Genomic DNA, 25,451 nt, shown 5'->3' with positions numbered 1-25,451 from the left:
TTAGAGGTTTAAAATGCATACTAAGTTTTTCTATACGGTTCTTTTTAGTTTAGCTTTAAGTCAGCAGGGTCATTCTGCTGCGTACGATTTGACGAGTGAAGAGGCTGCTAAAAAACTCATCACCCATGCAATGAATGGATATGATCGTGCCAATATAATAACCGCTCTAGCAGCTGTGCCTGCGGCTGAGGTGGATGGCTTTATTAGCGCTGCTCAAAGCCTCATCACCGCTGCAATGAGTGGATTTGACCGATCTGCAATAATAACCGCTCTAGCAGCTGTGCCTGCGGATGAGAGGGATGGCATTAGTAGCGCTGCTCAAAGACTCATCACCTCTGCAATGAATGGATTTGACCAATCTGCAATAATAACCGCTCTAGCAGCTGTGCCTGTGGATGAGAGGGAGGGCTTTATTATCACTGCTGAAACACTCATCACCGATGCAATGGGTGAATTCATCACCCCTGCACTGAGTTTCCGTCTGAAGATAATAATCACTCTAGCAGCTCTGCCTGCGGCTGAGAGGGAGGGCTTTAGTAGCGCTGCTCACGGACTCATCACCGCTGCAATGAGTGGATATAATCGTGCCAATATAATAACCGCTCTAGCAGCTGTACCTGCGGCTAACAGAGAGGGGATTAGTATCGCTGCTCAAAGACTCATCACCCGTGGAATGCAATATAATTGTCCCAATCATGGATATGATTGTGCCAGTACAATAACCGCTCTCGCACGTGTGCCTGCGGCTGATAGAGAGGTTCGCGTCACTGAAACGCTTCGTCTTTACGGAGAAGCTGAAGGACGAGGAGAAACGCAAGGCGCAGAAGGTCGTGTGATGGTAGAAATTCTTGAAGGCACCTACCGGTCTACTGTCCACCACGCCGTCGCCATCCCCGGACGGGCGTTTGAAGTACATCGTTATGCAGAAACTCAAGTAGCAGGACCTGCGGATGCAGCGCCTAAGTCTAAACGACTCAATCAAGCGGTTTTGGAGGCTATACAAGCAAGGCTTGCAAGAAAGCAGGTAAAAATGGATTTTGCAAAATCTTTTGCAGCAGTGAACGCTCTAGCTGCAAAAATTTACAGCGGTCAAGAATTAGAAAATGCTAAGACGGCTATAGCCACAGGATTGGAAGGAAAGCATGCTAAAAAGGAATTGTGTCAAGTCTATGCCTTTCTTAAGGATTTCCATCCTGCTGCGCTAGAGCTATGGGCCAGGCAATTTATAGGAGAATCCATCACGGCTTATGAAGATAGGCGTAATCCCACAAGCTGCATCAAGGGTATCAGGGAACGTATTGTGATAGGACTGCGAGGCATTGACCCAGAACTCAATAAACTTTTTGGTCAAGCAGAGCGCCCTGCAACAATGAAAGCACTGCTGGCCCAATCTAATTTTGGAGAAAGCGCCGCGAACGCAACCTGGATGGCGCAAAAGTTAGTGGAATTAGGCGCAACCCGGCAAACAACCCCTGAAGACATGGGGCAACTGTACAAGGATTTCTTGGAAAAGACTTTAAAAGAATATGGGGTGGAACATAACGAGACTTTTGAAGGACAAGCTAAGGCGTATGCCGAACTAATCAAAGAAGATTTAGAGGCAGAAGAGAGTCATTTAAAACCAGCATTGGCCGCTAAGTTTGCGGAGATGAAAGGATCTGCATCTCCTCAATTGGGTGCAGTGCATGAAACGTTAGAGGAAAGACGTGCTATTCTGGCTCAACAAGATGCAGCCTATCAGGCTTCTTTGGCGGCAGACGAAGAAAAAGAAAGACTAAGAGCAGAACGTGCATTGGCGGTTGAGCCTCCTATGTCTCATGAAGAAATTAAAAGAAGAGTTGCTGAAGCCGCAGAAAAAAGACGCAAACAAAATGAAGGTGCTGGCCCTGCGGATTAAGGAATGGATCCATGGGGCAAGCCTATAGAGCTTGCTCCGAAGGGTACTCGGGATCAGGGTACTCAGACAGAGAAGCCTGATCAAGCCCTATAAGGCTATCTTTCAAAAGAGCATATACCATTGTGAATCCTCGGCTTTGAGTCGAGGGTTCATTTTTCTAAATATAGAATGGGCCCTTGAGGAATGCTGGAGAGATGAAATAGCCCTGGACTTACTCAGTCGTGGGGGCGGCAGAGGCGCCGGCTAAAATGCCGCCGTCGATGGTGAATTCAGCCCCAGTCATGTAAACAGCTTCATCAGAGGCTAAGAACACGGCCAAGTGGGCCACTTCCTGTGGGGTTCCCATGCGTTTCAGCGGGATATCACGTTCAATATTTTTCAGGTTTTTAGCGCGGCTAGGGCCTGTGCCCAACATGGCGTCCCACATGGGAGTCAGGATAGCGGCGGGGTGAATAGAATTGCAGCGAATCCCATAGTTTTTTTCAGCACAGTAGAGGGCAACACTTTTCGTGTGATTGCGGATGGCGGCCTTGCTAGAGGCATAAGCAACGGCGTGGGGAATACCCACAACGCCGGAGCGGGAAGACATGTTAATGATGGATCCCCCGTGCTTTTTCATCAGACCAATGCCGTATTTGCAGCCCAAAAAGGTGCCATCCATGTTGATTTTGTGAACAGCGTTCCAATCTGCCAGGGCACATTCTTCTGGGTTTTGGGGGCCAAAATGACCGCCAAATCCAATAATACCCGCGTTGTTCACTAGAATATCTAAGCGCCCAAATTTTTCTTTCAGGGTTTTCATGAGGGCTTCCCAATGGGATTCTTGGCTGACGTCTAAATGATAATATTCAGTCCCTTTCCCAAGGGTTTTGGCTAAGACTTTGCCTGGGGCGTCGTCAATATCAGTTATGATGACCTGGGCACCCTCTTGCACGAAAGATTCAGCGATGGACTGACCAATGCCCCGGGCAGCACCGGTTACTAAAGCAATTTTATTTTTTAGCCGATTTGTCATAAGGGTATTATAAAACGGTGGCAATAAAAAAGCTATAGCCGATCATCGTCTCCCAACCCCACAAGGGCGCGGGCAAAGTTGTGGGCGTTAAAGGGTTGAAGGTCTGTGATTTTCTCCCCAACGCCTAGGGCGTAAAGAGGCAGCTTAAACCGCTCGCACAGACCCACGATCATGCCACCCTTGGCGGTGCCGTCTAGCTTGGTGACAATTAGGCCCGTGATGTTGATGGATTGTTGATAAACTTCAACCTGGCGATAGGCGTTCTGCCCCGTGGTGCCATCGATGACCAAAATACTTTCGTGGGGCAGGTTGGGGTTTATTTTCTGCAGGACTCGGGTTATTTTGGATAGTTCTTCCATCAAGTTTGTATTGGTGTGCAAGCGCCCTGCCGTATCAAAAAAGACGATATCATCCTTGTTGATCTGGGCTTTTTCATAGGCTTCATAGGCCAGGCCCGCCGCATCAGCCCCATGGGGTTTGGATACAACGGGAATGTTTAATTTATTGCCCCAGCTGACTAACTGTTCAACAGCGGCTGCCCGGAAAGTATCGCAGGCGGCCATGGATATTTTGTATCCTTGGTCCTGAAACAAGTGGGCTAGCTTAGCGGTGGTGGTGGTTTTACCGGTGCCATTCACACCGGCCATCAAAATGGCAAAAGGCACCCGGCCTTTTTCCGGAGTAAGGGTTTTTTCATAGGGTTTCAGGGCTTTTTCAATTTCTTGCGCCATCAGATTCAGAGCGCCGGCCATTTCATCGTCTTTATCAAAACGGGCGGTGCGCAGTTTTTCAATGATGGAGCGGCTGACGGTGGGTCCTAAATCGGCTTGAATCAGTGCATCTTCCAGATCTTGCAGATTTTCTGGGGCTAACTTTTTTTGAACAAAAACTTGCTTCAGACCTTCCCCCAGATGGGTTGAGGTTTTTGTAAGGCCTTGCTTTAAACTTTGGAACCACTTTTTCATGTTGAGAGTACTTTACCACATAGAAAATTACCGTCTATCCCTATAATTTCAACCTTGGCTAAGGATCCAGGCTCTAAAGTTTGATCGGGTTTCACGGGGGCAAAATGTTCCGTGCGGCCTGTGTGATCACGTTCAATCAAAATCTCACAAACCTGGCCCTGTAACTGCTGAAATAAGTGATGCAAATTTTCTTTGCCTAAAGCTCTAAGCTGGGCAGCCCGATTTTTAATGGTGGCTTTTTCAACCTGAGGCATGCGGGCAGCAGGCGTTCCCGGCCGGGGTGAATAGGGAAAGACATGCAAGTAGCTGATTTTCTGGTCCTTTAACAGATCATAAGTGTTTTGAAATTGATCCTCAGTTTCCGTTGGGAAGCCCGCAATCACATCGGCACCAAAGACCATATCTGGGCGCAAGGTGCGCATTTTGTCGCAGAAATTTATGATATCCTGTCGCAAATGGCGACGCTTCATGCGCTTTAGAATCAGGTCATCTCCGGCTTGCAAGCTAATGTGAACGTGGGGCACCAGTTGGGGAAAATCAACGAAGGCTTGGAAAAGATCCTCGTCTACCTCAACGGGGTCAAGGGATGAAAGTCGTAAACGCTTTAGCTGGGGTACGTTGGTCAAAAGGCGGCGTATCATTTTACCCAGGGTGGGGGTGCCGGGCAGGTCTTCCCCATAGGCGGTGATATCAACCCCCGTTAGAATGATCTCTTGGTAGCCCTGATCCACAAGAAGTCGTGTTTGATCAACTAAAGCACCCAAGGGAACGCTGCGGCTGTTGCCGCGACCATAGGGGATGATACAAAAGGTGCAGCGATGATTGCATCCGTTCTGAATTTCCATGAATGCCCGGGTCTTGCCATCAAAACTTTTGACCAAATGGGTCGCGGTTTCTTTGATGGACATAATATCGTTGACCAACACTTTTTGGGGAATTTCGGCTAAAAAGCTGGTTTCTTTCATCTTTTCTTGATTGCCGAGGACCCGGTCAACCTCGGGCATGGCGGCAAATTTTTCAGGGTTAATTTGGGCGGCACATCCGGTCACAATGATTTTTGCGGTGGGGTTTTCGCGCTTGGCTTTGCGGATGGATTGCAGGGCCTGGCGTTCAGCCTCAGCCGTGACAGCACAGGTGTTGATGAGGATGGTGTTTCCCAGCCCCTCTTTAGCCATCAGGTCTTGCATGACCTGGGATTCGTAGATATTCAACCGACACCCGAAGGTGATCACTTTGTTTGGAATTTGGGAAGACATCCTACAGACCTTAAAAATGGTAAAATTGGGGCGAATGATGGGATTCGAACCCACGGCATCCAATACCACAAACTGGCGCTCTAACCAACTGAGCTACACCCGCCGCACAAGTCATAATTTCTAGCTTCTTTTGATATGAAAGGTCAAGTTAATTTTCGATTGCTTAAAATTCTCCAAGAATCATCTTGAAAAAAGTTTTTATCATGCTAATATCCTGGCAATAACTAGAAAGCGGGAATAGCTCAGTGGTAGAGCACAACCTTGCCAAGGTTGGGGTCGAGGGTTCGAACCCCTTTTCCCGCTCCATAATATTGTGCAGATGGTCTGTAATAGGGCTCCTCAAATTAACATGAAGGATAATCAAAAAAAAATTCTCAGGGATGAGTTTATCGGGAAAATTTTGAAGATTGCAGAAGAAAAGTCTGCGTCTAGTGTTTTTCAAAAGTTTGTTTCCCTTTTCTTTCAGCAGTTTTCCCTGGAAGATTTTGAATTCCATGATATGGAGCTTTTGTATCATTTGGCGGCGCATGCCTTTGAAACTTTAGAAAAAAGTCCTTCAGGGGTTCATGTCTATAACCCAGCTCTTTCGAATGTTCCCCAATCTTTAGAACATACAATTGTGGAAATTACCCATCCCCACATTCCTTTTCTGGGGGATTCAATTTCTGCCTATCTGAACAATCATAAAATAGCCGTGCATAATTTTGCCCATTTGATTTTACATGTTGTTCGGGATTCTAAAGGCAGCATTACAGATATTGATTTTGCTTTACCAGGGCAGGGGGAAAAATCGGCGGAATCTTTGATTTTTGTTGAGCTTCATGACTTGTTGGATCAGGCTGAGATAGATGATTTGACGGGCGAGTTCAAGTGCGTTTTAGATGCAGTGACTCACGCGGTTAATGATTGGCAAAAAATGCGGGATCAAAATCAAAAGGCCAGTGTTCAATTACCCTTGGATTTGTCTTTGGCCGAGTCTGAAACAAACGAGATTCAAGAATTTTTACGGTGGATTGACCAGGGAAATTTCACTTTCTTGGGGTATCGGTTTTATGATTTTTCAAATAATGCTGCTACTTGCCAGCTGGGTGTTCTCAGAAATTTTAAAGGGGCTTTATTTGGGGATAATCCCCAAACTGAAGCAGATATTCTACAGCAAGCCGGGCAGGATGCATCCCCTTTAAGTATTACAAAAACCATGGTCAAATCTGTGGTTCACCGGGCGGTTCCTATGGATGTGATTCGCTTGAGCCATTTTGATGAATCGGGAAAAGTGACAGGGGAGCATCAATTTTTCGGGTTGTTTACCTCATCGGTTTATACTCAAAGTATTCAGTCTATACCGTTACTTAGAAGCAAAGCCAAACAGGTTTTGCAACGGGCGGGTTTGTTACCAGAGGGACATGATGGAAAGGCCTTTTTGCACGTTCTGGAATCATTCCCTCGGGACGAGGTTTTTCAAACAAATGTTGAAAAATTGTACGGGATGGTTCGGGACATTCTAAACCTTAAGACCCGACAAAAAGTTGCCCTATTCGTGCGACCAGATACTCTGGGGCACTTTGTTTCCTGTTTAGTTTATATTCCCCGAGATCGTTACTCAGCCACCTTGCGTAAAACCATTTCTGCCATGATTGCGGATTGTTTAAAGGGGTCTGTTGTGTCCTTTCATACGGAAATTGGGGGTGATTTAGAATTTGCCCAGATCCACATTACCATTGCGACCCCTATTCGATCATCCCGCACCATTACCTGTGATTTGGGGAGTGTTGAAAAACTGCTTTCCCAATATACCCTTAGTTGGATTGATCGCCTTGGGGATCTTTTATCAGAACAGGTGGGGCATAAGGCAGCTAAGGAAATGTTGAATTTGTTTGGGGATGCCTTTACAGAATCCTATAAAGAAAAATTTTCTATGCAAGAAACGGCTGTGGATCTAGATTCTTTAAGGCAAGCTTTAGAGCAGGATTCCTTACAAATTCAAATTCACGAAACAGGAAGAGACCAGGGCCACTTTATTAATTTCAAATTTTTTAATCCTAACTATGCTTTGGCTCTTTCCGATATTTTGCCGATTCTGGAAAACTTTGGACTGCACGTGTTTACGGAATCTGCCTATAAGGTTCAGCCAACGGGGGATAAGGTTTTATGGATTCACCACTTATCAACCTCGGTAAAATCGGGGCAGGCTATTCAGCTGAATGAAGTGCGCCCCCATTTGATTGAGGCGCTGACGGAAGCTTGGTTCAAGCGCATTGATAATGATGGACTGAATGCTTTGATTTTGACGGAAAATCTGTCGGCTCGTCAGGTTGTTATTTTGCGGGCCTATTTAAAATATATGGCCCAGATTCAGTGGGTCCATGACCCAGATATTGTTGAGGCCTGCTTGGTTAAATATGGGGATATCGCCCGCCAGTTGGTTGATTTTTTCTATGCCCGATTTGCCCCGGAATCAGAAATAGATGAAAAAAAGATTTTTGATCAAATTGAAAAGTCTTTTGATCAGGTGACCCTAGCCAGTGATGAGCATATTTTGCAAGGGTTTTTATCAGTCATTCAAGGAACCGTTCGAACCAATTATTTCCAAAAAGATAAGACGGGGTTTTCTAAAGATTATGTGTCTTTCAAGATTCAAAGTGATTTGTTAGATACAGCTGACGACATTAAGCCTATGTATGAGATTTTTGTGTACGCCACTTGGATGGAAGGCATCCACCTTCGGGGCGGCAAAGTGGCCCGCGGAGGGATCAGATGGTCTGACCGTAAGGAAGATTACCGCAAAGAAGTGCTTGAGCTGATGAAGGCCCAGATGGTCAAGAACTCTGTGATTGTTCCCCTGGGGGCCAAGGGCGGATTTGTGGTGAGAAAATCTTTAGATAATCTTTCCTATGATCAGAAACAGCAGGAAGCTATCTTTTGTTATAAGACTCTGATTCGGGGAATGTTAGACCTGACGGATAATTGGGTGAATGGCCAAATAATTCCCCCTACCCAAGTTAAGCGCCGGGACGCGGATGATCACTATTTGGTGGTGGCTGCAGACAAGGGAACGGCCACATTTTCAGACATTGCCAATGGCCTTTCTGCTGAGTATGGGTTTTGGATGGGGGATGCTTTTGCCTCGGGCGGGTCAGCGGGTTATGACCACAAAAAGATTGGGATTACATCTCGCGGGGCCTGGGAATCAGTTAAACGACATTTTCAAGAAAGGGGAGTTGATGAAACAAAAACCCCTTTCACAGTTGTGGGTGTGGGGGACATGTCAGGGGATGTTTTTGGCAATGGCATGTTGCTTTCTAAAAACATTAAAATGATTGGGGCCTTTAATCATGCGCATATTTTCATAGACCCAACCCCTGATTTAGAAAAAAGCTTTTCAGAACGGCAGCGCTTGTTTCAGTTGCCCCGTTCCGGTTGGAATGATTACGATCCAAAAGCCTTGTCTAAGGGCGGGGCCGTGTTTGAACGGTCTGCCAAAACTTTAAAAATTTCCCCAGAAATTCAGGCATTATTAGATTTTTCAAAGGATGTGGTGACCCCTAATGAGTTGGCTGTGGCCTTGTTAAAAGCTCCCGTTGATTTGTTATGGTTGGGGGGTATTGGGACTTATGTGAAAAGTGCTTCCGAAACCCACCAGCAGGTGGGGGATAAAACCAATGATGCCTTGCGGATCAATGGGGAAGATCTGCAGTGTAAAATTGTGGGGGAGGGGGCCAACTTGGGCTTTACCCAAAAGGGCCGTATTGAATATGCTTTAAAGGGGGGCGCCCTGAACCGAGATGCCATTGATAACTCAGCGGGGGTGGATTGTTCAGATCACGAAGTAAACTTGAAAATTCTTTTTCAACCTTTGTTGCATCAGGGAAAAATCACCCTAGGTGAACGAGATCAAATTCTGAAGGACGTAGCGGATGAAGTGACCCAGCTGATTCTGCAGAACAACTATCTGCAAAATCAAGCCATCAGCTTAGTTCAAAGTTCGGGGGCTAAAAATCTTGGGGTCCAAAGGCGATTCATTACAACTTTGGAGGGACTGGGTATCCTTAACCGAGGGGCAGAATTTTTGCCTTCTGACATAGAGATGGAAGAGCGAGAAAAAGCGGGCATTGGCCTGACGCGGCCAGAAATCTCTGTTCTAATTGCCTATGCCAAGATGTTTGCGTATGAAGAGGTTTTGGCCTCCGACCTGCCGGACCTACCCCGTTTAGAAGAAACGTTGCTGAGCTATTTCCCCGTGCCCATTCAGCAGAAATTTAAAGATGAAATTATGCGCCACCCCTTGCGTCGTGAAATTATTTCAACCTTGCTAGTCAATGATGTTGTGAACCAGAAGGGACCTACTTTCTTGACAGAAGGGATGCACGAAACAGGTAAAGGAATTGCGGAAAATCTATCTTTTTGAGAGCATGACTTCGTCAGCCATCGGCCGAATAAATGCTCAAGTACGTTAGTACATTTCACTTTATTCGCCTCGGCTTCCTCGTATTCATCTCAAAAATCCAGGTTTTTTAATAATACCGTCATTTATTCAGGCCAATTGCATTGCACTAGACTTTAAAAAGAAGAAATGGTAGCGTTAAAAAAACAGGGAGCATATCATGGCGAAAAAAATCACGAAATCATCTAATGGTAACTTTTTGGCAATGATGTGCCATTTGAGCTCTCTTCTGGGGCTTTTCCTGTTGCCGGTCCTTGGAAATTTGATTTTCCCTTTGATCATTTGGGGCTTTGGTAAGAGAGATTTTCCCCTTGTTCGTGATAATGGTAGATCTATCATTAATTTTGTGCTGTCCATGTGGTTTTACTTTTTCTGTTTGATGAGTAGTCTTATTTTGTTTCTTGCGATCACATCTTTTTCCACTTTAATGATTACCAATACAAGTGCCTGGGTGCAGACCTTGCCAAACCTGAGCTTTAACTTTGGATTCGGGTGGTCATGGCTTATGATTCTATGGTCTTTTTCCTTCCTTTGTTTTGGATTGTTTATGATTTTCTGCCAATTTGTTTTGGTTCTTTTTGGCTCTATGAAGGCCCTTAATGGGGAGGTGTATGAATACCCCTTAACCATTAAATTTCTAAAAAATTAACGATACTAAAATCTGCTAAAGCTTTTTAACTTATAGGTCAGGGTTACTAGAGCGTTCAGGGCACTGACGTTTGTGCTATCGGATCCAATGGAGCCAGTGGTATTAGCAAGAGAACCACTAATTTTTCTATATTTGTCGAACTCAAGAAGTCCCCCTATCATAAACCTATCCGTCACGTTCACATCAACGCCGCCGCCAATAACCCCACCCCATTGGAGCTTTTTCTGATAATCACGGAAGGTTGCATAGTTTGTATTGAGCGTAAAATCTCCCAAAATGGCCCCCAGCTTAAGATAGGGGGATAAATTATTTATTTGTTTGCCAAGTCTTAGGGAAAGTTCGTAACGTTGATCTTCTGATGCTTTATAGACAAGACCTGTTATGGGTGTTTGGTATTCTCTAAGTTCCCCCTTTTGCATGCGATAGGCAGCGCTTAATCCCCAAAAACCAGTCAGATTAAATTCTTTATCCCATGTGACCCGCGCGCCCAATAGGAAGGGCATGTTCGAATAGTTTATGTTGGCATTGCCGATAGAGGATCGTATCTCATAGGCATGCTGAGCCGCCCCAAAACCTGTTTCAAGACCTACGGATAATCTGGAACCTTCTAGGGTATTATCTATGATTTTTTTATACACAGGAGTTGGTGGTGCGTATTCTTGATGAATTTCAGGTAAGGGATCTTCCGATAAAGATCTTGGTTCTTCGGGGATAAGTTCATACCTTTCGACTTTATGGGAAAATAGGGGAGGTATGTTTTCTGGAGGCAAGACTTCTGCTGTGGGATCCTCTGGATAGTCTTTTAAAGAAAAGGTATGAGAAGTGGTATCTGAAAAAATATCAGCTGTCATGGCATCAAGCCCTTGATCCACATCTTGAAACATGTCGGCTTTTGTTATGGAGGGCATAAACAAAATACCTAGAACAAGCCCCAAAAACAATGACAGGTGAGTGAGTTTTTTAAAGGGGGAAGGCATCTTAAGCGTTAGGACCAAAAATAACGCTTATAACCGGCGGATAAGTAGTAAAAAGAAAAGTGTTTAACTCAGCTATAGTGCTGGGAACAGTGGTATTATTAGTGAAAGTGAAAGTTATTGTTCCTCGAAGCGTTGCAAGCTCCCGTATAGCGTCCTGAAAGTTTGTCAATAAAGCGCTATGATTATCTTGTAGAAGGGTTACTTCAGAGTTTAGCGTAGTGATATTCGTGGTCAGAGTTGTTATTTGAGTTGCTACCTCATCAATGTTTGTGATGCCACCTGTAAATACGCTGTTAGCGGCTTGAGGAGAAGGATTTACTAGGGCCCGAGCCGCTTCTGCAGTGAAATCTCCAGGGCCTGCAAAACATGCAAGATGAAGCGTTAAAACAGCTAATATAATGGATAAAACTTTTTTCATTGGGACCCCCATCTTCTTTTATTCTTTTTTTTATCATCTCTTATAAAAAAACAGCTGTCAAATCTTTAATGGGCAGTAGATCTTGATTTTAGGTTTTTTCTAAGGCATCTTAGAGCAGGTTTGAAAATTAAGGAAATCACATGGCATTTAAATCGGCATTTTTACAAGAACTGTCAGACAGAGGTTTGATTTATCAAGGAACTCATCTGGAGGCCCTGGATCAGTTAGCTGCTGAAAAATCTTTAACCCTTTACATTGGATTTGATGCAACGGCTCCTAGTCTTCATGTGGGTCATTTGATGCCTATTATGGTGTTGAGGTTGGCTCAAAAACATGGTCACAAACCTATTGTGATTATGGGGGGAGGCACCACAAAACTGGGGGACCCATCCTTTAAGGATACGGCGCGCCCTTTATTAGACAGCGCAACTATTAATAGTAACTTACGCAGCATCCAAAAGATTTTTGCCAAATATCTGAAGTTTGGGAGTAGTTCGGCTGATGCGCTGATTTTGAACAATGATGATTGGCTTGGGGCTTTAAATTATTTAGATTTTTTGCGGGATTATGGACGCCATTTTTCCGTTAACCGCATGTTGACCTTTGAGGGAGTTAAGTTAAGATTAGAGCGCGAGCAATCTTTAAGTTTCTTGGAATTCAACTATATGATTCTGCAAGGATATGATTTTCTTGAACTTTATCGTCGTCATGATTGTGTATTGCAAATGGGCGGTTCAGACCAATGGGGCAACATCTTGAATGGGGTTGAGTTGGTGCGTCGTACGGAAAGCAAGGAAGTCTTTGGATTAACTTATCCTTTGTTGACGACAAGTTCAGGCAAGAAAATGGGCAAGTCAGAGCAGGGGGCTGTTTGGCTGAATTCTGATCAATTATCTCCCTTTGATTTCTGGCAATTTTGGCGTAATACAGATGACGCAGATGTTCTGTCTTTTTTAAAGATTTTTACGGATTTGCCTTTGGCTCAGATTGCAACTTATGAAGGTGTCGAGGGAGAGGGCCTTAACGCCTTAAAAGTCTTGCTAGCAGATGAGGCGACAAAATTGGCTCATGGGGAAGCGGTTCTTAGTGAAATTCAAAAAAGTGCCCATCAACTTTTTGATCAGCATCATTTGAGTGTTGAGGTTACAGGCCATGATGCTGAAGGTAACCCTATTTTAAAGACAGGCTTGCCCGTGGTTAAAATATCGGCGGATGTGATCAAGGCAGGTATGCCTATTTACGATCTGCTGGTTCAAGCGGGCCTGTGCCCGAGTAAATCAGAGGGACGACGCTTGGTCCGTGGTGGGGGCGTTTCCGTTAATGGCGCCAAAGTGACGGATGAAAACACAATGATTGATGCAAGCTTTCTGCAAGAGCCAGGGATTATTAGAGTATCTGTGGGAAAAAAGACTCACGTCATTCTACAGCCCATTTCCTAAGTTTTACACAAAACAGGTGACTCCCTCATATTGATGCATTTTTTTAGTTTACATATGCTTCAGAACGTGGCATCCTGGAAAAAATAAGAATAAAAAGTGGGAGAGTAAACATGGCAGAGAGTATTCAACATAAGTTAGACAGGGTCCGCCCTCCGCGGGTGCAAATCACCTATGACGTTGAAGTTGGCAATGCTATCGAATTAAGAGAATTACCTTTTGTTATGGGCATTATGGCGGATTTGTCAGGCGACAGAGACCCAGATGTTGAAATGAAAATTATGCGCGATCGTAAATTTATTGAAATCGATCGGGATAATTTTGATGGCATTATGAGCGACATTAAGCCGCGTTTGGCTTTCCGAGTGGATAACAAGCTGGTGCCAACGCCGGCTGCTGATGCACAGCCCGCAAAAGCCGGCGCTGATGCTGACGCTGATACACAACTGAACGTTCTGTTGAATTTCAAAAGCATGGAAGACTTTGAACCCATTAACGTGCTGCAACAAGTTGATCCTTTGGCTAAATTGTTTGATGCACGGACAAAGCTTCATAACTTGCTTGCGAAACTAGATGGCAATGACAAGTTAGAAAAGTTGCTTCAAAACATTTTAGAAAATGCCGACAGTCGGGCCAATGTTCAAAAGGATATTGCTGCGGCGAAACCTGCAGCAGACGCCAAGCCTGCAAAACCGACTAAATAAAAAATTAGGGAGGAAGACATGCCAGATTCAAAAAAAACCGGAGCCGCAGTAGCCGATAAGGCTGCACCGCAAAGTTTACTTGATGAAGTTTTAACGAAAGGTAAGCTTGTTCGTGACCCGGACATGAAATCTTATGCTGTTGATATGGTGGACGAATTCGTTCAACAGATTCTGCAAGCAGGTGATACGGTTAGCAAAGATACGATTGCTTTTATTCAAACCCGTGTGGAAGAAATTGATCAATTGATTTCGTCCCAGTTAGATGAAATTATGCATCATCCTAACTTTCAACAATTAGAAGGGTCTTGGCGCGGTCTTAACTATCTGGTTATGAATACAGAAACCAGCGTTAAGTTGAAATTGCGATTGCTGAACGTTAGCAAAACTGAATTGCGTCAAGATCTTGAAAAAGCAACAGAATTTGACCAAAGCGTTCTGTTCAAGATGGTTTATGAAGAAGAATACGGCACCTTTGGTGGTAGTCCCTATTCTTGCTTGATTGCAGACTATGACTTTAATAGTACGGCTCCAGACATGTCTTTGTTGTCAAAGCTTTCAAATGTGGCGGCAGCGGCCCATGCGCCTATGCTTTCTGCAGCGTCTCCTGAATTGTTTGACTTGGATAGCTTTGTGGATTTGGGCAAACCCCGTGATCTAGCGAAGATTTTTGAAAGCCTTGACAAAATTAAGTGGAAATCTTTCCGTGAAAGCGAAGATTCTCGATATGTAGCCTTGATGTTGCCGCGGGTTTTGATGCGATTGCCTTATGGGGCTAACACCTTGCCAGTTGAAGGTTTGAATTACGAAGAAGTTGTAGATGGCAAAACGCAAAAGACTTTCGTGTGGGGAAACCCAGCCTATATGATGGGTCAACGAATCACCAATGCTTTCGCCTTGTATGGCTGGACAGCAGCGATCCGCGGCGTTGAAGGCGGTGGGCTTGTTGAAGGGCTTCCTTCCTATACCTTTAAAACAACTGAAGGTGACTTGGCTTTGAAGTGTCCAACACAAATTGCCATCACAGACCGTCGTGAAAAAGAACTTAGCGACCTTGGGTTTGTTGCTTTCTGTCACTGCAAGGGAACGGATAAGGCAGCCTTCTTTGGTGGGCAGACAGCTCAAAAATCAAAGAAGTATAACTTGCCGCAAGCGACAGCGAACTCAACCCTGTCCTCACGGTTACCTTATATCTTGGCCGCGTCTCGATTTGCTCACTATATCAAGGTGATCATGCGCGATAAGATCGGTAGCTTCATGAGCAAGACGGAAGTTCAGAAATACTTGCAAACTTGGATTGCTAACTACGTGTTGTTGGCAGATGAAGCGCCTCAAGAACTGAAAGCACGTTTCCCCCTTCGGGAAGCCCGTGTGGATGTGTTTGATGTCCCAGGGGAACCAGGGAAATATCGGGCAACTGTGTTCTTGCGTCCGCACTTCCAGTTGGAAGAATTGACGACATCCTTGCGGTTGGTCGCCGAGTTGCCACCACCAGCGAAATAAGAAAGGATTATAGAAAATGGCCGATCCACATTCTACTGCTATTTTTCCTTACCAACCCAGCAACATGCTTATTGTCATGTTGGCGGCCGACACAACAAAATTTGCAGGCAGCGTAAAGGTTAACTTGCCCAATGCAGATTTCAGTTATTCTGTGCGGTTGTTAGATCGACCTAAGTTTCCAACGGTTAACCCCGTGGATATGGTGGGAACGGGCAATCGGTTTGAAGGCGGATTCCCTGAGGTCTATTCAACGGAATTACACCTGTTTGTGGACAAAAGCATCATCAGTGCTATTCAAAACTGCTTTGGCGGAACGAATCTAGGAACTATGACTATTTATGAAGTGGGTACAGGCGGGGGCGGCCCTGCTGTCATTACGACTCGCACGCTTTATAACGTATTCATTGAAGCTGTTAAATTTGAATTTAATGCCAATTATGAACTTTGGACATCAGAAGGTATGGTTTTGACTCTAGTTCTAAAATATCCAAAAATTGATGAAATGCGCACACAGTACGATCAAGATATGAGTGCGCAAGGTAATGTAGCATCTTCTTCCGACACGGAAAAAGCTGTTTATGGACCTGGAACGGGAAGTTAAAAACTTAGGGGATAATTATGACAGTATTTACATCAAAAACCGGACTCGCTTATTTAGTTTGCCCAGATCTTCCAGGGGATGAAACCTTGGGGGATGGCAGTGTTATCAGTACAGCTATTCGAGTTTTCAAGTCGGAATTTGGGATGAAAAAGTCGGTATTTCCTGCCTATAACGGACATTTGAACTCAAGTTCTCAAGTAACTGTTAGTGATTTTAGAATGTTGATCAACCAGAACACAGCGGAAACTTTTAAGAATTTCTGCGGTCAGGGTAAGGTTTTTGATAGCGTTAAGTTTATCGTTTTAACCAGCTATGGGGCTCCCTCTAGTATGGCCCAATCAAAATTGACGATCGAGCTTAATCAAGCTCGTATTGCAACGGCCACAGCGAACGTTCCTTACACTCAATATGATTTTGCAGGGCCCGGGCCCGTTACAAGCGATCTGATTCAAGGAGGCGGCAGCATCGATGCCAGATCCTATAGTGGGGATGCTCTGAAAAATTTTAAATCCACAGATCTTTTCCTAATGGAAGTTGGATTTGTGTTTGATAAGGCTAACTTCATTTATTCTCCCGTGGGTACAGATGGTACGCAGGAAGGTCAGTTGGCGACAACATTCCAAGTATCAACTAACTCAATACCTGCAGCAGCCTCCTAATCTAGATGGCTAGATCTTGGGCAGCAATTGGAAGTAGTGCGCCTTTATTTGATCGGCTAATTGATAATCATCCAGAAGTAACGGCTGAGGCTTCTCCCTTTATGAACTATGATAAGGCGGAAACGATAGAGTCTATTATGCGGGAAGCGGAAGCCCTTTTAAATACTCGCTGCAAAATGCCTTTGAAAGAATATCTGGCCCTGGATCCCGCGAATTTAGATTATGGAGTGCCTGATTTATACGGGTTCCCAGATCAATCCTATGGAGACGCTTCTAATTCGGATGGGGCAGGGAAGTTGGCCCGCATGATGGCGAATAGTCTGAAGTTGTTTGAACCAAGGCTTGCAGATGTTTCCGTTGAAATTCGCAGGTATGATGAAGAAACCCAAAATCTGTATCTGCACATCGAAGCCAATTTAAAGGTGGATGAGGTTCTAGAGCCCATCTCTTTCCCCGTTTCTATCCAAAACTTTCAAGATATTGGGAAGCGCGAAAAAAAGGCCTACACTAAAACCTAGCTTTTTGGCCGATTACTTCGCGAAATCGCAGGTTCGTGAATTCCTAAGGTACCAAGTGTACCTGTCGGAATCCCCACCCTTTATTTCGCTCGTACTCGACACAAAAATCTAGGTTTTATAGGGGAAGGCTTTTTGGCCGACACCTTCGAAAAACTGCAGGATCTCAAATTCCTCATGTACCCAAGTGTACCTGTCGGAATTCCCGCCCTTTATTTCGCTCGTACTCGACACAAAAATCTAGGTTTTAGGGGGAAGGCTTTTTGGCCGACACCTTCGCGGAACTGCCCCATTCCCGTCATCACGAGGAGGACGTAGTCCGACGTCGTGATCCAGCTATTTCAGGGCGCAGCCCAAGAAGTAAGGTGTGGATCCTTGGGGCACGCCCGAGGAAAGCAATAGAGGGGTATTTTTTTCCTTCCCTTTTTTTCCAAAAAAGCTAGTATCGAAGACAGGATTTGAACGAACTTCAAATTCAAATAAAAAAGTAAACGTGGGATTCCAGTGACACCAACACATAGAGCCCCACTAATCGTATAAACCTAAAAAGGAGGTCTACATGACTAACCACAACTTAAACGATTTTTCCCAACCTTTAAAGGACCTTGATAAGCGCTATCACGATTTGCTAGTGCTGTTTGAGCGTCACGTAGATTTTGGGTACAACATCGCAATTACCCTGGCACAGATTCGTTTTTTGCACGAAGAAATTCGGGAAGATCTTTCTGTTCGCGCGAAAAAGACGCTGCATTAGTCTAATCCAATATCTGTGGAAAATCAGGGGGTGCGTTTTGCGCCCCCTTAGTCGTGCTCTGCCATCTCTAAGAGGTCTATTTTTTTGACAAGCCTTGTGAAAAATGTAATGATGAAGAAAATCACAGGTAGCATGCTCCGTAGGGGGAACAGGGTAAAAAAAATTGCTTAAAAGAAATATAAAAAAGCAACAAATGACAGGTCACTTTACTGTGGGGGCTAGCCTATGACAAAATCCAGTGATCTTCAGCTTATGTATTACCAAAAAGAGATGTCCTTCTTGCGGCAAATGGGGGGCGTTTTTGCGGCCAAATACCCCAAAATTGCCCGGCGGCTAAGCTTTACAGAAAATCAATCGGCAGACCCCCATGTGGAACGTCTTTTGGAATCTTTTGCCTTTTTATCGGGCTATTTACAACAAGATATTGATAATCAATTTCCCCGTCTTTCGTCCGCCCTTTTAAGTATTTTATATCCTTTTTTAACGAATCCTATTCCACCCATGAGTGTGGCCCAATTCAAGCCTGATACGCAAAAGCCCATGACGACTAGCTATCCCATCCCCAAACATTTTTCCGTGTTTACAGAAGCCTATGATGGGGAGATTTGTCGGTTCAGAACCTGTTACCCCATTGACCTTTGGCCTTTGGATGTGAGTGACGTTGCCATGGTCAAGACTGAGAAATATGACTTCGGTTCTTCTGTCACTGACCACGCCTATTTCATGAAGATTTCTTTAAAGGCACAAGGAACACCTTTAAACAAACTAGATATCAAAAAATTAAGGTTTTACATTAACGCTCACCGAACAGAAGCGAATATTTTGTACCAGCTTTTATTCGAGGAAGATCATCAAATTGCTGTGGTGGGCGGGGGAACGACAAAAATTTTGGGGGCGGGTTCTATCAAACAAGTGGGATTTTCTGAAGACGAGGCAGCCATCCCAACGCCTGCTAATGGGCATCCTGCTTATGGGTTGTTGCAAGAATATTTCGCCTTCCCCAAAAAGTATATGTTTTTTGATTTAGAGGGGTTGGATTTCAGTCATTGTAAGGATTCTGTTGAGATTTTTATTCCGGTGAGTTCGCCTGAAGAAGCTAAGGGGGTTGCTTTTTCTAAAAACACATTCTTATTGGGATGTGCGCCCATTATTAATCTTTTTCCCCGAACAACAGAGCCCATTCGATTTGATCATAAGAAAATAGAATACCGCCTTGTGCCAGACTATAGGCGGGAAATGACGACAGAAATTTATAGCTTAGAAAAGGTCTTTTCTTCAAATTTGGATGCAGTTGAGGTGCAAGAAATAGGTCCTTACTTTTCCTATGATCACCACTCTTTGCAGAATAAAAAAACTTTCTTTTGGTTTGGGCGGCGGACGCCTTCTAGCAATCCCCGTGTTCCAGGAACGGACTATATGCTTTCTTTTGTGAATTGGGAGTGCAAACCAGAGCTGCCCTCAACCGAGGTGGTTTATGCTAGGACTTTATGCACTAATCGTCATCTGGCCACGATGGTTTCTGGCAACACGGTTCTGCAAGAGGATGAAGGCATTCCAGCCAGCAGTATTATTTGTTTGCATCCCCCAACCGTTCCAATTTATCCAGACAAAGAAGGGGCTACTCAATGGCAGTTGATTTCGAATCTATCTTTGAGTTATTTGTCTCTATCTTCAGAAACAGAAAGTTTGGATGCATTAAAAGAAATTTTGAAACTGTATTCTGTAAATGAATCCCGGGATGTGGATATTGAAATTACCCGATTATTGGATATGAAATGTGATCAAACAGTCCGGCGTTTGGGGAAAGATGCCTGGCGAGGATTCACAAAAGGCATGGCCGTGACATTGACGTTGGATGAGGGTGATTCTTATAGCTTAGGGACCTTTCTTTTTTCAGCAGTTTTAAGCCATTTTTTGGGCTTATATACCCATATTAATTCATTCACAGAGCTTTCAATTAAAAAGAAACATCAAGAACAGATTTGGAAAACATGGCCGGCAATCGCAGGAACACAACCCCTTCTTTAAAGCAGACTCTGATTGATGATGCAGATCAGTTTGAGTTCCACGCTATTGTCAAAATTCTGGAGGGCATGAAAAAAGAGTCAGTCCCCCTGGGAGAAGGGGTGTCGCCTGAGCATGAATCTGTCAGAATTCAAACCCATGTGAGTATGAATTTTCCCACCACAGATGTGCACGATTTGGTGTGGTCTGATGATTCCCAAGTCCCCCCCTTGCTGACCACAAATTTTTTAGGAATTGCTGGCATTCAGGGCCCTTTGCCTACGCCCTATACCCAAATTCTGATGGAACGAGATAGTCAAAAGGATGGGGCTTTTCACGGATTTTTGGATATTTTTAACCATCGATTAGTGTCTTTATTTCATCGTATTCGCAAAAAACACTGGGTGGGGGTTTCGGGGGATGAACCAGAAAAAACCTTTGTAGGCTTATGCTTAAAGGCCCTGCTGGGTTTATCGGGGAAAGAACTGAGCAATCGCTTGAATGTTCCAGATCGTAGCTTGCTTTATTACGCAGGTCTTTTGTGGCAACGGCCTCGATCTGAAGTGGGGCTTGTGAAGTTGTTGACGGCTTTTTTCAGGTTACCTGTTTCGATCAGTCAATTCCAAGGGCGGTGGATTCGAGTTCCGGAATCTCAACGAACTTCCATCGGAGCCAAGGGATCTTTTGCACGTTTGGGAGATACGGCTATTATTGGGGATCGCTTTTGGGAACAACAGGCTGATTTTACTTTACATATAGGGCCCATGACTTTGGATCGTTATATTGATCTGTTGAAGCCGGCCCCATCCTATAAATCTTTAAAAAGTTTAGCCCTTTACTACGTAGGAAAAGACCAAGATTTTAAAATTAATTTGATTTTGGATAAACAAGAAAAACCCCAGACAAGATTGGGGTTTGGCATGGCTTTAGGGTGGACCGCATGGGTGAATTCTTATTCGCCCCCACAAGACACGCCAGACAGACAAAACATCATGACATTAAGACCCTTTAAAGGGGTCCCAGGGAGGTATCACGCATGAGCAGTATTCAGTCACTGATTGAAAAATTAAACCAGACTTGTAGGCGGGCTATGGAGGAGGGGGCGCAAATTTGCGTTTCCCAAACCCATTTTACGGTGGATATCGAGCATATTCTGCTGAAACTGTGTGAGAAAAAAACCACAGATCTTCAGGTTGTTTTTAGAGCTTATGATATTGATGAAAAAAGTGTGGCGACTCAACTAAAGCAAGCCCTGGATCAATTCAAGCGGGGGAATAATAAAACGCCTAGCCTGTCGCCCCAAATCACAAAGCTTTTAGAGCGCGCGTGGGTGATATCGTCCTTGACGCTTAAACAACCTCAAATCAGATCTGCAGCTTTGTTGATTGCCTTGCTGCAAACGGAAGAATTATTGGGAATTGTGATGAACAGTTGCCCGGCTTTGTTAAAAATTCCCCGCAATCAGCTGATGGAAGATATTCATGAGCTTATTAAAAATAGTCCCGAGGAAGTGGTGGGGGATGAAACGCATCATCCCAAGCGCTCTCACGAAAGTTCAACGGAATCTTTGGACCGGTTTACGGTTGATCTGACCCGTCAGGCACAAGAGGGAAAAATTGACCCTATTGAGGGACGGGAAGAAGAGATCAGGCAGATTATAGACATTCTGACCCGACGCCGCCAAAACAACCCCATTCTGACGGGGGATGCGGGGGTTGGGAAGACGGCAGTTGTCGAAGGACTTGCTTTGCGCGTTATAAAGGGAGACGTGCCGCCAGCCCTGAAAAACGTTCGTATTCTGAGCCTGGATCTGGGTTTGTTAGAAGCGGGTGCGGGCGTAAAAGGAGAATTTGAAAATAGGCTAAAGGGTGTGATTACGGAAGTGCAAGCATCTTTACAGCCAATTATCTTGTTTATTGATGAGGCTCATACCTTGATTGGGGGAGAGGGGGCTAATCAGAATGATGCGGCGAACCTGTTAAAACCAGCCCTAGCCCGGGGAGAGCTGCGCACTATTGCGGCCACCACATGGGATGAGTATAAGAAATATTTTGAAAAAGATGCAGCCCTAACCCGTCGTTTCCAAGTGGTTAAGGTGGAAGAACCTTCCCCAGAAAAAGCTGTTCATATGCTTCGGTCTTTGGTTTACAAATTGGAAGAACACCATAAGGTTCTGATTCTGGATACAGCGGTTATGGAGGCGGTGAAGCTATCAAGCCGTTATATTACAGGACGTAAACTTCCAGATAAGGCGGTGAGTGTATTGGATACGGCTTGTGCCCGTGTGGCGGTTGGGCAAAGCTCAATCCCCGGGGAAATAGAAGATATGCAAACGCACATTTCTTTACTGAATCATGAAAAAAGTCGCCTGGAAAAGGAAGTCAGGAATGGATATCAGCATGATGCTCGTTTGGATGAAATTAAAGAGGAATTGGAGACTTCTGAGAAGAAACTAAAAACCCTAGATCATCAATGGAAAGAAGAGCTGGATTTAGTAAAACAAGTCTTAGAATTACAAAGAACTTTGCAAGATCAAGAGGGAACCAACGCAAGTGCCCATAAAAAATTAGAAGCTCTGAAAAAAGAACTGGAAAGCAAACAAAAGGATAATCCTTTGGTTCCCCTGTGCGTGGACGGCCATGTAGTGGCCCAAGTTATTGCCAGCTGGACGGGAATTCCCCTGGGTAAAATGATGCGCAATGAAATTGATACGTTGCTGAATTTGAAAGAAAAAATGGCCGAAAAAATTATTGGCCAAAAAGAAGCACTGGAAACCGTTTCAAAACATATTGTGACGTATCGAGCCCATTTGGACGACCCCAACAAACCTGTGGGGGTATTCCTGCTGGTGGGGCCTAGTGGTGTTGGCAAGACGGAAACGGCTTTGGCTCTGGCGGATACGCTTTATGGGGGTGATAAAAACTTAATCACTATTAACATGTCTGAATACCAAGAAGCCCATACGGTTTCTTTGCTAAAGGGCTCACCCCCTGGCTATATAGGCCATGGGAAGGGCGGCGTGCTGACTGAGGCTGTGCGACGTAATCCCTATAGCGTTGTTCTGCTGGATGAAATTGAAAAAGCCCACCCAGATGTGATGGAATTATTCTATCAGGTGTTCGACAAAGGCATTATGGAAGATGCCGAAGGCATTGAAATCAACTTCCGCAATACTATTTTGTTAATGACCTCTAATTTGGCATCAGATTTAATTATGGAATCTTGTGATGGCAAACATCCGGATTTCGAAAAGCTGCATCAATTGATTCGGCCAGCGCTCATCCAGCATTTCAAACCAGCCCTGTTGGGGCGTATGGTTGTGGTGCCCTATTACCCGCTTACGTCTGCAGAAACCCAGAAAATTATTCATCTAAAATTGAATAAAATAAAGAAACGGTTTGAAGGGCATCACAAGGCGCAATTTACCTATGGAGATGATGTGATTGACCTAATTGCCGAAAAATGCACAGATCCTGAAACGGGGGCCCGTAATATCGATTTCATTTTGAACCAGCATGTATTACCGGTTTTGTCAGCCAAAATACTGGAAAAGATCTCAACCCAAGAGCTGTTCGAAAACGTGAAGATTGGGGTTAAGGATGGGGCATTCTGCTGTGCCTTTGGGAAGAAAATTTAGATTTTATTACTCCCCACAGCGTCTTCCAGGGGCTTGCGCTGTGGATCCATAGAAGTCCTCATCAAAACTCTTCCTTGATAAAATAATCTATGGTATTTTAAAGATATATTTTAAAAAATGGATGTATGACAGGGTCCCTTAAACGATTCGCAGTTTTCTTACTGTTTTTTACCGTGATGTGTGCTGCACATTCTGCGCAGGCTATCTCACGCTTTACGCCTGTTTCTAGTATCCCTTATAAAACCTATATTTTTGGCATTACAAATGATGATCTTAGGGCCGCAATTTTAAGTCAATCTGATTTGGTTAAGGGTGAGAAAAATCCCCCCGAAACTGTTGAATTTCTAAAAAACCGGGCACAAGAAGATTTAGGTAATCTGCAACGGGCTTTGGCGGCTGAGGGCTATTATGATGCGGAATTGGATTATTTCGTGGATGCCCGAACTACCCCCTCTATGGTTTATGTAAAGGTTAATTTGGGCACTCTTTATACCATTGGGGCTTTCAAAATAAAATCTGATCCGGTGGCCACAAATCTGGTTGAAATTTTAGGGGCTGATATCAGCAAAGTGGGAATCACCCTGGGGCAGCCGGCGAAAAGGACTTCGGTTCAAGAGGCCACCCTGAATACAGTGACTTATTTGCAAAAACATGGATATCCCTTTGCCAAGCTAAAAGCAGACCGGGTGGTGGTTGACCGGTCAACAAAACAAATGCAGGTGGCGCTTCTTGTTCAGCCGGGAGGAATGGCGCGTTTTGGGAATACCATTTTGCAAGAAAACGGCGGCGTGACGGGGGAGTTCATTAAAGCCCGACTGCTGTGGAAAAAGGGTGAAATTTATAACGAACAAAAAGTTTTAGACACCATCCAACGGCTTTATAATACGAAGCTTTTCAAAGAAGTCAAAGTCACCCACGATGACCGTATTGATGCGGGTGGGTTTATTAACCTGTATCTTAAATTGGTGGCATCCGACCGTAATATTGTACGACCCATTGCGTCCTACATACCAGGTCTAAGCTTTGAACCGGGGGTGTCTTGGGAAAAACGAAATTTTGCGAATCAGGGAGACATTCTAACCACCTCAGTCCAGATGGGTGTTGATCGGAAACAGGGCCATGTGAGTTATGTAGTTCCAGATTTTCAGTTGTTGAATCTTAACTTAAGCAATGATCTAGATATTCACAGCGATACCTTTAAGCCCTTTACCATGACCGGGGGTGACTTCCAGTCTGTCCTTGATTATCCCTTCAGCGAAACGATCGTGGGGGATGGGGGGGTAAGCATAGAATCGAATAACGTGACGGTGAATGATAGTCGTAAAACCTATCGTTATTTGAAAGTGTTGCTGGGTGCTACTTTCACGAATATTGAAGATGAAATGGCCCCCAGGCAGGGTGTGCGTGTTCGCCTAGATTACATTCCCTATATTCGGATTTTGAATCGGATGGCGGTCTTTGAGCAAATCGAATTGAAGCCAGAATTCTATGTTCCGCTAAGCATTGACACTAATCTAGTTCTGCATGGTTGGGCGCATATTGGAGCAAGCCCAGGGGCAGGGAAGCATGTTATACCGGCGCACAAATTATTCTATAACGATGGTCCTGGAACCGTGCGTGGGTATAGGTTCCAAATGGCGGGTATTTTGAATGGTAATATTCCAACCGGTGGTCGTTCAGCCCTATCCTTTGGGGCGGAAACAGAATACTACTTCACAGAACTCTTCTCAGTTCTGGGTTTCATAGATTTCGGTACCACCTATGTGCGCCAATTCCCAGACTTTAAAAATGCTCTGCTCTACGGTGTAGGCGGCGGTGCCCGCTACAGAACCCCCTGGGGAACAATCCGTTTCGATGTAGCATCCCCCATGAAGCGGCGTACGCAGGATTATGCGGTTGAAATATACGCCGGTCTCGACAAACCCCTGTAAAAAATCCATCTTTTGGGGCTCTTCATCGCAAAACGGTGGGATCTCAGGCTTCTAATGTACGAAGATGTACATGTCGAAACCTTCGACCCTGG

Annotated in this window: 19 protein-coding genes and 2 tRNA genes; 15 read left to right on the top strand and 6 right to left on the bottom strand. The window is 44.6% G+C overall.

The annotated features are described in order from the left end of the window. The first annotated feature begins 13 nt into the window (after positions 1–13). Positions 14–1,897 (top strand): hypothetical protein, encoded by a 1,884-nt coding sequence (locus WCG05_01035; protein MEI8320581.1) that lies wholly within the window; start codon positions 14–16, stop codon positions 1,895–1,897. Between the two features lie 211 nt (positions 1,898–2,108). Here WCG05_01035 and WCG05_01030 read toward each other — a convergent pair whose 3' ends face one another. From WCG05_01030 to WCG05_01015, 4 genes are all read right to left on the bottom strand, one after another. Next, the gene (locus tag WCG05_01030; GenBank protein ID MEI8320580.1) at positions 2,109–2,912 is read right to left on the bottom strand and encodes an SDR family oxidoreductase; all 804 of its coding nucleotides are present in this window, start codon (positions 2,910–2,912) and stop codon (positions 2,109–2,111) included. Between the two features lie 32 nt (positions 2,913–2,944). Then, complete coding sequence (ftsY, locus tag WCG05_01025) at positions 2,945–3,877, bottom strand: signal recognition particle-docking protein FtsY (GenBank protein MEI8320579.1); 933 nt, start codon at positions 3,875–3,877, stop codon at positions 2,945–2,947. Next, entirely contained in the window at positions 3,874–5,133 is a 1,260-nt protein-coding gene (mtaB, locus tag WCG05_01020) for a tRNA (N(6)-L-threonylcarbamoyladenosine(37)-C(2))-methylthiotransferase MtaB (protein MEI8320578.1), read from the bottom strand. Before mtaB ends, ftsY begins: the two co-directional genes overlap by 4 nt. Before the next feature lie 26 nt (positions 5,134–5,159). Then, positions 5,160–5,236 (bottom strand) — tRNA-His (locus WCG05_01015). 128 nt (positions 5,237–5,364) lie between these two features. Between WCG05_01015 and WCG05_01010 the strand changes: the two genes are divergently transcribed. From WCG05_01010 to WCG05_01000, 3 genes are all read left to right on the top strand, one after another. After that, positions 5,365–5,439, top strand: a tRNA-Gly gene (locus WCG05_01010). Positions 5,440–5,533: 94 nt separating this feature from the next. Further along, complete coding sequence (locus tag WCG05_01005; protein ID MEI8320577.1) at positions 5,534–9,538, top strand: NAD-glutamate dehydrogenase; 4,005 nt, start codon at positions 5,534–5,536, stop codon at positions 9,536–9,538. A 196-nt stretch (positions 9,539–9,734) separates the two neighbouring features. Continuing rightward, positions 9,735–10,223 (top strand): DUF4870 domain-containing protein, encoded by a 489-nt coding sequence (locus WCG05_01000; protein ID MEI8320576.1) that lies wholly within the window; start codon positions 9,735–9,737, stop codon positions 10,221–10,223. A gap of 5 nt (positions 10,224–10,228) precedes the next feature. Here the strand turns inward: WCG05_01000 and WCG05_00995 are convergent, their stop codons facing one another. Both WCG05_00995 and WCG05_00990 read right to left on the bottom strand, forming a co-directional pair. Beyond that, a complete protein-coding gene (locus tag WCG05_00995; protein MEI8320575.1) occupies positions 10,229–11,131 on the bottom strand; it encodes a hypothetical protein in 903 nt (300 codons plus the stop codon). Positions 11,132–11,201: 70 nt separating this feature from the next. After that, positions 11,202–11,618, bottom strand: coding sequence for a hypothetical protein (locus tag WCG05_00990; protein ID MEI8320574.1), 417 nt, complete (start codon positions 11,616–11,618; stop codon positions 11,202–11,204). A gap of 140 nt (positions 11,619–11,758) precedes the next feature. On the opposite strand from WCG05_00990, the gene tyrS reads away from it, so the two are divergent. The 11 genes from tyrS to WCG05_00935 all read left to right on the top strand — a co-directional run bounded on the left by tyrS (position 11,759) and on the right by WCG05_00935 (position 25,359). Then, on the top strand, positions 11,759–13,057 hold the full coding sequence (gene tyrS, locus WCG05_00985; GenBank protein MEI8320573.1) for a tyrosine--tRNA ligase: 1,299 nt from the start codon (positions 11,759–11,761) through the stop codon (positions 13,055–13,057). A gap of 110 nt (positions 13,058–13,167) precedes the next feature. After that, positions 13,168–13,758, top strand: coding sequence for a type VI secretion system contractile sheath small subunit (gene tssB / locus WCG05_00980; GenBank protein ID MEI8320572.1), 591 nt, complete (start codon positions 13,168–13,170; stop codon positions 13,756–13,758). A gap of 18 nt (positions 13,759–13,776) precedes the next feature. Continuing rightward, a complete protein-coding gene (gene tssC / locus WCG05_00975) occupies positions 13,777–15,258 on the top strand; it encodes a type VI secretion system contractile sheath large subunit (protein MEI8320571.1) in 1,482 nt (493 codons plus the stop codon). A 16-nt stretch (positions 15,259–15,274) separates the two neighbouring features. Continuing rightward, positions 15,275–15,859 (top strand): hypothetical protein, encoded by a 585-nt coding sequence (locus WCG05_00970; protein MEI8320570.1) that lies wholly within the window; start codon positions 15,275–15,277, stop codon positions 15,857–15,859. Positions 15,860–15,876: 17 nt separating this feature from the next. Further along, positions 15,877–16,518, top strand: a complete 642-nt coding sequence (locus WCG05_00965; protein ID MEI8320569.1) for a hypothetical protein — start codon at positions 15,877–15,879, stop codon at positions 16,516–16,518. A gap of 5 nt (positions 16,519–16,523) precedes the next feature. Next, positions 16,524–17,036, top strand: coding sequence for a type VI secretion system baseplate subunit TssE (gene tssE, locus WCG05_00960; protein MEI8320568.1), 513 nt, complete (start codon positions 16,524–16,526; stop codon positions 17,034–17,036). A gap of 556 nt (positions 17,037–17,592) precedes the next feature. After that, positions 17,593–17,787 (top strand): hypothetical protein, encoded by a 195-nt coding sequence (locus WCG05_00955; protein MEI8320567.1) that lies wholly within the window; start codon positions 17,593–17,595, stop codon positions 17,785–17,787. Positions 17,788–18,012: 225 nt separating this feature from the next. Beyond that, positions 18,013–19,815: a type VI secretion system baseplate subunit TssF gene (gene tssF / locus WCG05_00950; protein ID MEI8320566.1), complete on the top strand. Its 1,803-nt coding sequence runs from the start codon at positions 18,013–18,015 to the stop codon at positions 19,813–19,815. Then, positions 19,779–20,831: a type VI secretion system baseplate subunit TssG gene (tssG, locus tag WCG05_00945; GenBank protein MEI8320565.1), complete on the top strand. Its 1,053-nt coding sequence runs from the start codon at positions 19,779–19,781 to the stop codon at positions 20,829–20,831. The genes tssF and tssG overlap by 37 nt, the downstream gene beginning before the upstream one ends. Further along, on the top strand, positions 20,828–23,428 hold the full coding sequence (gene tssH / locus WCG05_00940) for a type VI secretion system ATPase TssH (GenBank protein ID MEI8320564.1): 2,601 nt from the start codon (positions 20,828–20,830) through the stop codon (positions 23,426–23,428). The genes tssG and tssH overlap by 4 nt, the downstream gene beginning before the upstream one ends. A gap of 125 nt (positions 23,429–23,553) precedes the next feature. Continuing rightward, positions 23,554–25,359 (top strand): BamA/TamA family outer membrane protein, encoded by a 1,806-nt coding sequence (locus WCG05_00935; GenBank protein MEI8320563.1) that lies wholly within the window; start codon positions 23,554–23,556, stop codon positions 25,357–25,359. Positions 25,360–25,451: the final 92 nt, after the last annotated feature.

It is taken from the genome of Alphaproteobacteria bacterium (genome assembly GCA_037146715.1).
Lineage (GTDB): Bacteria > Pseudomonadota > Alphaproteobacteria > UBA7879 > UBA5542 > JBAWWO01.
This window is presented reverse-complemented; position numbering and strand designations above follow the sequence as displayed.

Bases quoted from the DNA above. Each gene is read 5' to 3' on its own strand.
- WCG05_01035 (MEI8320581.1), top strand. From the start codon at position 14: ATGCATACTAAGTTTTTCTATACGGTTCTTTTTAGTTTAGCTTTAAGT.
- WCG05_01030 (MEI8320580.1), bottom strand. From the start codon at position 2,912: ATGACAAATCGGCTAAAAAATAAAATTGCTTTAGTAACCGGTGCTGCC.
- ftsY (MEI8320579.1), bottom strand. From the start codon at position 3,877: ATGAAAAAGTGGTTCCAAAGTTTAAAGCAAGGCCTTACAAAAACCTCA.
- mtaB (MEI8320578.1), bottom strand. From the start codon at position 5,133: ATGTCTTCCCAAATTCCAAACAAAGTGATCACCTTCGGGTGTCGGTTG.
- WCG05_01000 (MEI8320576.1), top strand. From the start codon at position 9,735: ATGGCGAAAAAAATCACGAAATCATCTAATGGTAACTTTTTGGCAATG.
- WCG05_00995 (MEI8320575.1), bottom strand. From the start codon at position 11,131: ATGCCCTCCATAACAAAAGCCGACATGTTTCAAGATGTGGATCAAGGG.
- WCG05_00990 (MEI8320574.1), bottom strand. From the start codon at position 11,618: ATGAAAAAAGTTTTATCCATTATATTAGCTGTTTTAACGCTTCATCTT.
- tyrS (MEI8320573.1), top strand. From the start codon at position 11,759: ATGGCATTTAAATCGGCATTTTTACAAGAACTGTCAGACAGAGGTTTG.
- tssB (MEI8320572.1), top strand. From the start codon at position 13,168: ATGGCAGAGAGTATTCAACATAAGTTAGACAGGGTCCGCCCTCCGCGG.
- tssC (MEI8320571.1), top strand. From the start codon at position 13,777: ATGCCAGATTCAAAAAAAACCGGAGCCGCAGTAGCCGATAAGGCTGCA.
- WCG05_00970 (MEI8320570.1), top strand. From the start codon at position 15,275: ATGGCCGATCCACATTCTACTGCTATTTTTCCTTACCAACCCAGCAAC.
- WCG05_00965 (MEI8320569.1), top strand. From the start codon at position 15,877: ATGACAGTATTTACATCAAAAACCGGACTCGCTTATTTAGTTTGCCCA.
- tssE (MEI8320568.1), top strand. From the start codon at position 16,524: ATGGCTAGATCTTGGGCAGCAATTGGAAGTAGTGCGCCTTTATTTGAT.
- WCG05_00955 (MEI8320567.1), top strand. From the start codon at position 17,593: ATGACTAACCACAACTTAAACGATTTTTCCCAACCTTTAAAGGACCTT.
- tssF (MEI8320566.1), top strand. From the start codon at position 18,013: ATGACAAAATCCAGTGATCTTCAGCTTATGTATTACCAAAAAGAGATG.
- tssG (MEI8320565.1), top strand. From the start codon at position 19,779: ATGGCCGGCAATCGCAGGAACACAACCCCTTCTTTAAAGCAGACTCTG.
- tssH (MEI8320564.1), top strand. From the start codon at position 20,828: ATGAGCAGTATTCAGTCACTGATTGAAAAATTAAACCAGACTTGTAGG.
- WCG05_00935 (MEI8320563.1), top strand. From the start codon at position 23,554: ATGACAGGGTCCCTTAAACGATTCGCAGTTTTCTTACTGTTTTTTACC.